Below are 12,417 nucleotides of genomic sequence, written 5' to 3' on the forward strand. Positions count from 1 at the left end.
GATAAGTTGTTTAAATTGCTTGAAAAAAGAAAACAGATATTCTATAATCCAAAGTTCTGTTTTTTGGGGAGCAGAATTGTTCTGCGTTATACCCGTTTTTTAGGAGTCCTTTAAAGTGGCAAAGAAAATTATCGGCTACATCAAACTGCAGATTCCTGCAGGTAAAGCCAATCCATCGCCTCCGGTTGGTCCTGCATTGGGTCAACGCGGTTTGAACATCATGGAATTCTGTAAAGCATTTAATGCTGCAACCCAAGGCATGGAGCCTGGTTTGCCGGTTCCTGTGGTGATTACTGCATTTGCAGACAAATCATTCACTTTCGTGATGAAAACCCCTCCTGCGTCTGTGTTGCTGAAAAAAGCGGCCGGTCTGCAAAAAGGTAGCTCTAATCCGCTGACCAACAAAGTGGGTAAAGTAACCCGTGCTCAGTTGGAAGAAATTGCAAAAACTAAAGAACCTGATCTGACTGCTGCCGATTTGGATGCTGCGGTTCGTACTATCGCCGGTTCTGCCCGTTCTATGGGCTTGGATGTGGAGGGTGTGTAATGGCTAAAGTATCTAAACGCTTGAAAGCATTGCGCGCTTCTGTTGAAGCCAACAAACTGTACCCAATCGATGAAGCCATTGCTTTGGTGAAAAATGCGGCAACTGCTAAATTTGACGAGTCTGTTGATGTGTCTTTCAACCTGGGTGTTGATCCTCGTAAATCAGACCAAGTTATCCGTGGTTCTGTGGTATTGCCTAAAGGTACCGGTAAAACAACCCGTGTGGCTGTGTTTACCCAAGGTGCAAATGCCGAAGCTGCTAAAGAAGCCGGTGCAGATGTAGTGGGTTTTGAAGATTTGGCTGCCGAAGTTAAAGCTGGCAACCTGAACTTCGATGTAGTGATTGCTTCTCCTGATGCAATGCGTATCGTTGGTCAGTTGGGTACCATTTTGGGTCCTCGCGGCTTGATGCCGAACCCTAAAGTTGGTACTGTAACGCCAAACGTTGCCGAAGCGGTTAAAAATGCCAAAGCCGGTCAGGTTCAATACCGTACCGACAAAGCAGGTATCGTTCACGCAACCATCGGTCGTGCTTCATTTGCCGAAGCTGATCTGAAAGAAAACTTTGATGCATTGCTGGATGCAATCGTTAAAGCCAAACCGGCTGCTGCCAAAGGCCAATACTTGAAAAAAGTTGCGGTATCCAGCACCATGGGTTTGGGTGTGCGCGTAGATACTTCTAGCGTAAACAACTAAGAATTTTCAGACGGCATCATGTATGTGAGGCCGTCTGAATTTGGGCTACTTAGAATATTAAGTAGATGTCCAAGACCGTAGGGATCGCAAGATTTAATCGTAACTGCCCTACGCAGACGGTAGTCCTGAAACAAATTGCAAGATGACTTGTAAGATGTCTTTTTAGGTTACCGCGCTGGTGGAATACCGTTTCGGTATTCTGTTGATAAACAGTGGGAGGTAGACCTTGAGTCTCAATATTGAAACCAAGAAAGTAGCCGTCGAAGAGATTAGCGCAGCGATTGCTAACGCTCAAACTCTGGTGGTTGCGGAATATCGCGGTATCAGTGTTGCCAGCATGACCGAGCTGCGTGCGAATGCACGTAAAGAAGGCGTATATCTGCGCGTTCTGAAAAATACTTTGGCTCGCCGTGCAGTAGAAGGTACTTCGTTCGCAGCATTGGCAGACCAAATGGTTGGTCCGCTGGTTTATGCCGCTTCCGAAGATGCTGTAGCTGCTGCAAAAGTGCTGCATCAATTCGCGAAAAAAGATGAAAAAATCGTTATCAAAGCCGGCTCTTACAACGGTGAATTGATGAACGCTGCCCAAGTGGGCGAGCTGGCATCTATTCCTAGCCGTGAAGAGTTGCTGTCCAAACTGTTGTTCGTTATGCAGGCGCCTGTTTCAGGCTTTGCACGCGGTTTGGCTGCTCTGGCAGAGAAAAAAGCCGGCGAAGAAGCTGCTTAATCGATTTTATTCATTTCTTGAACACATTAATTTTCATACAATATTTGGAGTATAAATAGCATGGCTATTACTAAAGAAGACATTTTGGAAGCCGTTGGTTCTTTGACCGTAATGGAATTGAACGACCTGGTTAAAGCTTTTGAAGAAAAATTCGGCGTTTCTGCTGCTGCCGTAGCTGTTGCCGGTCCTGCCGGTGCAGGCGCTGCCGCTGCTGAAGAAAAAACCGAATTCGACGTAATCCTGGCTTCTGCCGGTGAACAAAAAGTTGGCGTGATCAAAGTGGTTCGTGCCATCACCGGTCTGGGTCTGAAAGAAGCTAAAGACATCGTTGACGGCGCACCTAAAACACTGAAAGAAGGTGTTTCTAAAGCTGAAGCTGAAGACATCCAAAAACAACTGGAAGAAGCCGGCGCTAAAGTCGAAATCAAATAATTTTAATTTGATACTTTCAGTAGAGGCTGGCAGATTTCTGCCAGCCTTGTTTCGCTTCTGTCTGGTTTAGAAAACGGTTATTTACATTTATTTATATTTTGGTTTTGCATTTTGTGTAAATAATTGTAAATAACATCAAATCAGGGCCGGTTTGGAAAGCATTTTGGCGTTTGCCATGATTCAAACCCGTTTTTCAGACGGCCTCCATATTCAAAATCACCCTTTCGGAGTGTATATGAGCTATTCGTTTACTGAAAAAAAACGTATCCGTAAGAGTTTCGCCAAACGGGAAAACGTATTGGACGTTCCTTTCCTGCTGGCAACTCAGATTGATTCTTACGCCAAATTCCTGCAACTGGAAAACGCTTACGACAAGCGTACCGACGACGGTTTGCAGGCGGCGTTCAATTCGATTTTTCCGATTGTCAGCCACAACGGTTATGCACGTTTGGAATTTGTGCATTACACCTTGGGCGAACCTCTGTTCGACATTCCGGAATGCCAACTGCGGGGCATTACCTACGCTGCGCCGCTGCGTGCCCGTATCCGACTGGTGATTTTAGACAAAGAAGCGTCTAAACCGACAGTGAAAGAAGTGCGTGAAAACGAAGTGTATATGGGCGAAATCCCGTTGATGACACCGAGCGGCTCGTTTGTGATTAACGGTACCGAGCGTGTGATCGTTTCCCAGCTGCACCGTTCGCCGGGCGTATTCTTCGAGCATGATAAGGGTAAAACCCATTCTTCCGGCAAACTGCTGTTTTCCGCCCGCATTATCCCTTACCGTGGCTCATGGTTGGATTTTGAGTTTGATCCGAAAGACTTGCTGTATTTCCGTATCGACCGCCGCCGTAAAATGCCGGTCAGCATTCTGTTGAAGGCGCTGGGCTACACCAACGAACAAATCTTAGATACGTTCTACGACAAAGAGACGTTCTACTTCTCTAAAGACGGCGTGCAAACCGATGTGGTGGTAAGCCGTCTGAAAGGCGAAACCGCCAAAGTCGATATTATTGATGCCGAAGGCAACGTGTTGGTTGCCAAGGGCAAACGCATCACGGCAAAAAATATCCGGGACATCAGCAATGCTAATCTGACCCGTTTGAACGTTGATCCTGAAAATCTGCTGGGCAAAATTCTGGCGGTTGATTTGATTGTGCCGGATACCGGCGAAGTATTGGCGGTTGCCAATGACGAAATCACCGAAGAATTGCTGGCGAAGCTGGATATTCACGGTGTTGAGAAAATCGAAACCCTGTATATCAACGAATTGGATCAGGGCGGCTATATTTCTGCGACCCTGCGCACCGATGAAACCGCCGACCAACAGGCGGCACGTGTGCTGATTTACCGCATGATGCGTCCGGGCGAACCGCCTACCGAAGAAGCGGTAGAAGCGCTGTTTACCCGCCTATTCTTCAGCGAAGACAGCTACGATTTGTCCCGTGTCGGCCGCATGAAATTCAATACCCGTACTTATGAACAAAAGCTGACCGAAGCGCAGAAAAATTCATGGTACGGCCGTCTGTTGAACGAAACCTTTGCCGGTGCAGCCGAAAAAGGCGGCTATGTATTGAGCGTGGAAGACATCGTGGCTTCGATTGCCACTTTGGTCGAACTGCGTAACGGCCACGGCGAAGTGGACGACATCGACCACTTGGGTAACCGTCGTGTACGTTCGGTCGGCGAATTGACCGAAAACCAATTCCGCAGCGGCTTGGCTCGTGTCGAGCGTGCCGTAAAAGAGCGTTTGAACCAAGCAGAATCAGAAAATCTGATGCCGCATGATTTGATTAACGCCAAACCGGTTTCTGCTGCGATTAAAGAATTCTTCGGCTCGAGCCAATTGAGCCAGTTTATGGACCAAACCAACCCGCTGTCGGAAGTAACCCACAAACGCCGTGTTTCTGCGTTGGGTCCGGGCGGTCTGACCCGTGAGCGTGCGGGCTTTGAGGTGCGCGACGTACACCCGACCCACTACGGCCGTGTGTGTCCGATTGAAACGCCTGAAGGTCCGAACATCGGTTTGATTAACTCATTGTCGGTTTATGCCCGCACCAATGATTACGGTTTCTTGGAAACGCCGTACCGCCGTGTGGTGGACGGTAAAGTAACCGAAGAAATCGATTATCTGTCTGCGATTGAAGAAGGCCGCTATGTGATTGCGCAGGCGAATGCCGATTTGGATGAAAACGGCAACCTGACCGGCGATTTGGTAACCTGTCGTGAAAAAGGCGAAACCATTATGGCCACGCCGGATCGTGTGCAATATATGGACGTGGCAACCGGTCAGGTGGTTTCCGTGGCTGCTTCGCTGATTCCGTTCCTCGAACATGACGATGCGAACCGTGCCTTGATGGGTGCCAACATGCAACGTCAGGCCGTACCGTGCCTGCGTCCGGAAAAACCGATGGTCGGTACCGGTATCGAACGTTCGGTAGCCGTGGATTCGGCAACCGCTATTGTTGCCCGCCGTGGCGGTGTGGTGGAATATGTTGATGCCAACCGTGTCGTGATTCGTGTACACGACGATGAAGCAACTGCAGGCGAAGTCGGTGTCGATATTTACAATCTGGTGAAATTTACCCGTTCCAACCAATCAACCAACATCAACCAACGTCCTGCTGTGAAAGCGGGCGATGTGCTGCAACGGGGCGATTTGGTTGCCGACGGCGCTTCGACCGATTTGGGCGAACTGGCATTGGGTCAAAACATGACCATCGCCTTTATGCCGTGGAACGGTTACAACTACGAAGACTCGATTCTGATTTCCGAAAAAGTGGCCGCCGACGACCGCTATACTTCGATCCACATCGAAGAATTGAATGTTGTTGCACGCGATACCAAGCTGGGTGCGGAAGACATTACCCGAGACATTCCGAACCTTTCCGAGCGTATGCAGAACCGTCTGGACGAATCCGGTATCGTGTATATCGGTGCAGAAGTAGAAGCAGGCGACGTGTTGGTAGGCAAAGTAACGCCTAAAGGCGAAACCCAGCTGACCCCTGAAGAAAAACTGCTGCGTGCGATTTTCGGTGAAAAAGCGTCTGATGTGAAAGATACTTCGCTGCGTATGCCGACCGGCATGAGCGGTACGGTGATTGATGTACAAGTCTTTACCCGTGAAGGTATCCAACGCGACAAACGGGCTCAATCGATTATCGATTCCGAGCTGAAACGTTACCGCCAAGATTTGAGCGACCAACTGCGTATTTTCGACAACGACGCATTCGACCGTATCGAGCGTATGATTGTCGGTCAAAAAGCCAACGGTGGTCCGATGAAACTGGCCAAAGGCAGCGAAATTACCGCCGACTATCTGGCTGGTATCAGCAACAAACACGATTGGTTCGATATCCGTCTGTCAGACGAAGATCTGGCGAAACAGTTGGAACTGATTAAAGCCAGTCTGCAGCAAAAACGTGAAGAAGCTGACGAGCTGTATGAAATCAAGAAGAAAAAACTGACCCAAGGCGACGAATTGCAGCCGGGCGTACAAAAAATGGTGAAAGTATTCATCGCCATCAAACGCCGCCTGCAGGCCGGCGACAAAATGGCGGGCCGCCACGGTAACAAAGGTGTGGTATCGCGCATTTTGCCGGTGGAAGATATGCCGTATATGGCAGACGGTCGTCCGGTGGACATCGTATTGAACCCGTTGGGCGTACCGTCCCGTATGAACATCGGTCAGATTTTGGAAGTGCATTTGGGCTGGGCCGCCAAAGGTATCGGCGAGCGCATCGACCGCATGTTGAAAGAGCAGCGTAAAGCCGACGAAGTGCGTGCATTCCTGAACAAGCTCTACAACAGTAGCGGCCGCCAAGAAGATTTGGACAGTCTGAACGACGACGAAATCCTCGAACTGGCATTCAATTTGCGCAAAGGTGCGTCTTTCGCTTCGCCGGTGTTTGACGGTGCGAAAGAATCCGAAATCCGAGACATGCTCAATCTGGCGTATCCGAGCGAAGACGAAGAAGTTCAAAAACTGGGCTTCAACGACAGCAAAACCCAGATTACCCTGTATGACGGCCGTTCGGGCGAAGCCTTCGACCGCAAAGTAACCGTCGGCGTAATGCACTATCTGAAACTGCACCACTTGGTAGACGAGAAAATGCACGCCCGTTCGACCGGTCCGTACAGCTTGGTAACGCAGCAGCCTCTGGGCGGTAAAGCCCAGTTCGGTGGCCAGCGTTTCGGTGAGATGGAGGTATGGGCATTGGAAGCATACGGCGCAGCCTACACGCTGCAGGAAATGCTGACGGTGAAATCCGACGACGTAACCGGCCGTACCGCAATGTACGAAAACATCGTCAAAGGCGAACACAAAATCGAAGCCGGTATGCCGGAATCCTTCAACGTGTTGGTGAAAGAAATCCGCTCTTTGGGCTTGGATATCGATTTGGAACGTTACTGACCGGCGGTTTTCAGACGGCATGGCACGGCTATGCCGTCTGAAAAAGCGGTATCGAATGAAAACGAATAAACAGCGGCCGCAGAGGCCGTCTGAAAACCGCTTCAGCCATTTCACCTACCGAATATCCGCCCTGCGGTAAAAATACTTCCTTTAAGGAGCAAAAATGAATTTGTCGAACTTATTTAATCCGTTGCAAACAGCGGGCATGGAAGAAGAGTTTGATGCCATCAAAATCGGCATTGCCTCGCCTGAAACCATCCGCTCTTGGTCTTACGGCGAAGTAAAAAAACCGGAAACCATCAACTACCGTACCTTCAAACCCGAACGGGACGGTCTGTTCTGCGCCAAAATCTTCGGTCCGGTCAAAGACTACGAATGTTTGTGCGGCAAATACAAACGCCTGAAATTCAAAGGCGTAACCTGTGAAAAATGCGGCGTGGAAGTTACCCTGTCCAAAGTCCGCCGCGAGCGCATGGGCCATATCGAGCTGGCCGCACCCGTTGCCCACATCTGGTTTTTGAAATCCTTACCGTCCCGCTTGGGTATGGTGCTGGACATGACGTTGCGGGATATTGAGCGGGTACTGTATTTTGAAGCCTTTGTCGTAACTGATCCGGGCATGACCCCGCTGCAACGCCGTCAGCTGCTGACTGAAGACGACTACTACAACAAATTAGACGAATACGGCGATGATTTCGACGCCCAAATGGGTGCGGAAGGTATCCGTGAGCTGCTGCGCAATCTGGACGTGGCCGCCGAAATCGAACAGTTGCGTCAAGAGTTGGAATCGACCGGCTCTGACACCAAAATCAAAAAAATCGCCAAACGTCTGAAAGTATTGGAAGCCTTCCACCGTTCCGGCATGAAGCTGGAATGGATGATTATGGACGTATTGCCGGTATTGCCGCCGGATTTGCGCCCGCTCGTTCCGCTGGACGGCGGCCGTTTCGCCACTTCCGATTTGAACGACCTGTACCGCCGTGTCATCAACCGTAACAACCGTCTGAAACGCCTGTTGGAACTGAATGCACCCGACATCATCGTACGCAACGAAAAACGTATGCTGCAGGAAGCGGTTGATTCGCTGCTGGACAACGGCCGCCGCGGCAAAGCCATGACCGGTGCCAACAAACGTCCGCTGAAATCGCTGGCCGACATGATTAAAGGTAAAGGAGGCCGTTTCCGTCAAAACCTGTTGGGTAAACGTGTGGACTATTCAGGCCGTTCGGTGATTACCGTTGGTCCTTACCTGCGTCTGCACCAATGCGGTCTGCCGAAAAAAATGGCCTTGGAACTGTTTAAACCGTTTATTTTCCACAAACTGGAAAAACAAGGTTTGGCCAGCACCGTGCGTGCTGCCAAAAAACTGGTTGAACAGGAAGTGCCTGAAGTATGGGACATCTTGGAAGAAGTGATCCGCGAACATCCGATTATGCTGAACCGTGCGCCGACGCTGCACCGTTTGGGTATTCAGGCGTTTGAGCCGATTCTGATCGAAGGTAAAGCCATTCAGTTGCACCCATTGGTGTGTGCAGCGTTCAACGCCGACTTTGACGGTGACCAAATGGCGGTACACGTTCCATTGAGCTTGGAAGCGCAAATGGAAGCCCGCACGCTGATGCTGGCATCCAACAACGTATTGTCTCCTGCCAACGGCGAACCGATTATCGTACCGTCGCAAGACATCGTATTGGGTCTGTACTACATGACCCGCGACCGCATCAATGCCAAAGGCGAAGGCAGCCTGTTTGCCGATGTGAAAGAAGTACACCGTGCCTACCATACCAAACAGGTTGAATTGGGTACGAAAATTACCGTACGCCTGCGTGAGTGGGTGAAAAACGAAGCCGGTGATTTCGAGCCGGTAACCAAACGTTATGAAACCACAGTCGGTCGTGCATTGTTGAGCGAAATTCTGCCGAAAGGTTTACCGTTTGAGTACATCAACAAAGCCTTGAAGAAAAAAGAAATCTCCAAGCTGATTAACGCTTCGTTCCGCTTGTGCGGCCTGCGTGATACGGTGATTTTTGCCGACCATCTGATGTACACCGGTTTCGGTTTCGCTGCCAAAGGCGGTATTTCCATTGCTGTTGACGATATGGAAATTCCGAAAGAGAAAGCGGCATTGTTGGCCGAAGCCAATGCCGAAGTGAAAGAAATCGAAGACCAATATCGTCAAGGCTTGGTGACCAACGGCGAACGCTACAACAAAGTCGTGGATATTTGGGGTCGTGCCGGCGATAAAATCGCCAAAGCAATGATGGATAATCTTTCTACCCAAAAAGTGATTGACCGAGACGGCAACGAAGTGGATCAAGAGTCGTTCAACTCCATCTACATGATGGCCGACTCCGGTGCCCGTGGTTCGGCGGCACAGATCAAACAGCTTTCCGGTATGCGCGGTCTGATGGCGAAACCGGACGGCTCGATTATCGAAACCCCGATTACCTCTAACTTCCGTGAAGGTCTGACTGTATTGCAATACTTTATTGCAACCCACGGTGCCCGTAAAGGTCTGGCGGATACCGCCTTGAAAACAGCCAACTCCGGTTACCTGACCCGCCGTTTGGTGGACGTTACCCAAGACTTGGTGGTGGTGGAAGACGATTGCGGCACTTCAGACGGCTTCGTGATGAAAGCCGTAGTGCAGGGCGGTGATGTGATTGAAGCCTTGCGCGACCGTATTTTGGGCCGTGTAACCGCTTCCGATGTGGTTGATCCTTCTACAGGTGCGACTTTGGTTGAAGCCGGTGTGATGCTGACCGAGAAACTGGTTGATCTGATCGACCAATCCGGTGTGGACGAAGTGAAAGTCCGCACGCCGATTACCTGTAAAACCCGCCACGGCTTGTGCGCCCACTGTTACGGCCGAGACTTGGCACGAGGCAAACTGGTCAATGCCGGTGAAGCAGTCGGCGTGATTGCCGCCCAATCGATCGGCGAACCGGGTACTCAGCTCACCATGCGTACCTTCCACATCGGTGGTGCAGCGTCCCGAGCCGCCGCCGCCAGTCAAGTGGAAGCCAAATCCAACGGTACGGCACGCTTCAGCAGCCAAATGCGTTATGTTGCCAACAACAAAGGCGAATTGGTTGTCATCGGCCGCTCGTGCGAAGTCGTGATTCACGACGACATCGGCCGTGAGCGTGAGCGCCACAAAGTGCCTTACGGTGCAATCTTGCTGGTTCAGGACGGCGAAGTCATCAAAGCCGGCCAAACATTGGCAACATGGGATCCGCATACCCGTCCGATGATTACCGAACACGCCGGTTCGGTGAAATTCGAAAACGTGGAAGAGGGCGTAACTGTTGCCAAACAAACCGACGATGTAACCGGTTTGTCCACTCTGGTGGTGATTGACGGCAAACGCCGCTCCGCCGGTGCGTCCAAACTGCTGCGCCCAACCGTTAAACTGTTGGACGAAAACGGCTTGGAAATCTGCATTCCGGGTACTTCGACACCGGTATCCATGGCATTCCCGGTCGGTGCTGTAATTACCGTGCGTGAAGGTCAGGAAATCGGCAAAGGCGATGTGCTGGCACGTATCCCGCAAGCCTCGTCCAAAACCCGCGATATTACCGGTGGTCTGCCCCGTGTGGCCGAACTGTTTGAAGCCCGTATTCCGAAAGATGCCGGTATGCTGGCGGAAATTACCGGTACGGTTTCCTTCGGTAAAGAAACCAAAGGCAAACAGCGCCTTATCATTACCGATGTGGACGGCGTAGCCTACGAAACCCTGATTTCCAAAGAGAAACAGATTCTGGTACACGACGGCCAAGTCGTAAACCGCGGTGAAACCATTGTTGACGGTGCAGTCGATCCGCACGACATTTTGCGTCTGCAAGGCATCGAAGCACTGGCACGCTATATCGTTCAAGAGGTACAGGAAGTTTACCGCCTGCAAGGTGTGAAGATTTCCGACAAGCACATCGAAGTGATTATCCGCCAGATGCTGCGCCGAGTGAACATCATCGACTCAGGCGAAACCGGCTTCATTACCGGCGAGCAAGTCGAGCGTGGCGACGTGATGATTGCCAACGAAAAAGCGATTGCCGAAGGCAAAGAACCGGCCCGTTACGAAAACGTATTGCTGGGTATTACCAAAGCATCGCTTTCGACCGACAGCTTCATTTCCGCCGCATCGTTCCAAGAGACCACCCGTGTGCTGACCGAAGCAGCGATTATGGGCAAACAGGACGAATTGCGCGGTTTGAAAGAAAACGTGATTGTCGGCCGCCTGATTCCGGCGGGTACCGGCTTGAGCTACCACCGCAGCCGTCGTCAGCAATGGAAAGAAATTTCGCAAACCGAAGAAGCGGATCACGACAGTGCCGCCGAATAAGCGAAGTTGAACACACAAACCGCAAGCCGGATAAGGCTTGCGGTTTTTTATGGCGGGTATGGCTTGATAGGCCGTCTGAAAACCGGCATGCCCCAAGCACATAGGCAACTTTTGTTTTTTGAAAACACTAAAGCCTGTTTTCAGACGGCCTCTGTTACCAAAAACCGACTGTCTTTCCGAAAAAACAGCTTTTTATCAGCGATATACTTGACTAAGGTATTGCAATAAAAATATAATTCATCTCTTGTCGGCATGGTGTCGGCAAGTATTTAACTCAACAGGACGAGAAAATATGCCAACTATTAACCAATTAGTACGCAAAGGCCGTCAAAAGCCTGTGTACGTAAACAAAGTGCCTGCACTGGAAGCCTGCCCGCAAAAACGCGGCGTATGCACCCGTGTGTACACCACAACCCCTAAAAAACCTAACTCTGCATTGCGTAAAGTATGTAAAGTACGCCTGACCAACGGTTTCGAAGTTATTTCGTACATCGGCGGTGAAGGCCACAACTTGCAAGAGCACAGCGTCGTATTGATCCGCGGCGGTCGTGTAAAAGACTTGCCGGGTGTGCGTTACCACACTGTACGCGGTTCTTTGGATACTGCAGGTGTTAAAGACCGTAAACAGGCCCGTTCTAAATACGGTGCTAAGCGTCCTAAATAATAACCGGGGCTTAGATAGGCACGTCGGCCGCCTACATTAAACGGCCGAGTAAGTGAGTACTCTTTTGGGTATTCATGGGAATTGACCCGACTGAATAGATTAAAGGAAATTAAAATGCCAAGACGTAGAGAAGTCCCTAAGCGCGACGTATTGCCAGATCCGAAATTCGGCAGCGTTGAGCTGACTAAATTCATGAACGTATTGATGATTGACGGTAAAAAATCGGTTGCCGAACGTATCGTTTACGGTGCGCTGGAGCAAATCGAGAAAAAAACCGGCAAAGTTGCAATCGAAGTATTCAACGAAGCCATTGCTAACGCCAAACCTATCGTGGAAGTGAAAAGCCGTCGTGTAGGTGGTGCAAACTACCAAGTTCCTGTTGAGGTTCGTCCTTCACGCCGCTTGGCCTTGGCAATGCGCTGGGTGCGCGATGCTGCCCGTAAACGTGGTGAGAAATCAATGGATCTGCGTTTGGCAGGCGAATTGATTGATGCTTCAGAAGGTCGCGGCGGTGCGTTGAAAAAACGTGAAGAAGTACACCGCATGGCTGAAGCGAACAAAGCGTTCTCTCACTTCCGTTTCTAATTTTGAAAGGC

At 50.4% G+C, this 12,417-nt stretch carries 8 protein-coding genes; all 8 read left to right on the forward strand.

All coding sequences use genetic code 11. From position 1 onward, the window contains the following. Window positions 1-115 precede the first annotated feature (115 nt). Window positions 116-547, forward strand: coding sequence for a 50S ribosomal protein L11 (rplK, locus tag PJU73_RS08665; RefSeq protein WP_237090471.1), 432 nt, complete (start codon window positions 116-118; stop codon window positions 545-547). Beyond that, the gene (gene rplA / locus PJU73_RS08670; RefSeq protein ID WP_237090470.1) at window positions 547-1,242 is read left to right on the forward strand and encodes a 50S ribosomal protein L1; all 696 of its coding nucleotides are present in this window, start codon (window positions 547-549) and stop codon (window positions 1,240-1,242) included. The genes rplK and rplA overlap by 1 nt, the downstream gene beginning before the upstream one ends. A 226-nt stretch (window positions 1,243-1,468) precedes the next feature. Continuing rightward, window positions 1,469-1,969: a 50S ribosomal protein L10 gene (gene rplJ, locus PJU73_RS08675; protein ID WP_237090469.1), complete on the forward strand. Its 501-nt coding sequence runs from the start codon at window positions 1,469-1,471 to the stop codon at window positions 1,967-1,969. A 60-nt stretch (window positions 1,970-2,029) separates the two neighbouring features. Then, on the forward strand, window positions 2,030-2,401 hold the full coding sequence (gene rplL, locus PJU73_RS08680; protein WP_237090468.1) for a 50S ribosomal protein L7/L12: 372 nt from the start codon (window positions 2,030-2,032) through the stop codon (window positions 2,399-2,401). 235 nt (window positions 2,402-2,636) lie between these two features. After that, the gene (rpoB, locus tag PJU73_RS08685) at window positions 2,637-6,815 is read left to right on the forward strand and encodes a DNA-directed RNA polymerase subunit beta (protein WP_237090487.1); all 4,179 of its coding nucleotides are present in this window, start codon (window positions 2,637-2,639) and stop codon (window positions 6,813-6,815) included. 163 nt (window positions 6,816-6,978) lie between these two features. Continuing rightward, the gene (rpoC, locus tag PJU73_RS08690) at window positions 6,979-11,157 is read left to right on the forward strand and encodes a DNA-directed RNA polymerase subunit beta' (protein ID WP_237090467.1); all 4,179 of its coding nucleotides are present in this window, start codon (window positions 6,979-6,981) and stop codon (window positions 11,155-11,157) included. A gap of 292 nt (window positions 11,158-11,449) precedes the next feature. Next, the gene (gene rpsL / locus PJU73_RS08695; RefSeq protein WP_002218431.1) at window positions 11,450-11,821 is read left to right on the forward strand and encodes a 30S ribosomal protein S12; all 372 of its coding nucleotides are present in this window, start codon (window positions 11,450-11,452) and stop codon (window positions 11,819-11,821) included. 114 nt (window positions 11,822-11,935) lie between these two features. Further along, complete coding sequence (gene rpsG / locus PJU73_RS08700; protein ID WP_002215391.1) at window positions 11,936-12,406, forward strand: 30S ribosomal protein S7; 471 nt, start codon at window positions 11,936-11,938, stop codon at window positions 12,404-12,406. The last annotated feature ends 11 nt before the right edge of the window (window positions 12,407-12,417 follow it).

Source organism: Neisseria lisongii (assembly GCF_028463985.1).
GTDB classification, from domain to species: domain Bacteria; phylum Pseudomonadota; class Gammaproteobacteria; order Burkholderiales; family Neisseriaceae; genus Neisseria; species Neisseria lisongii.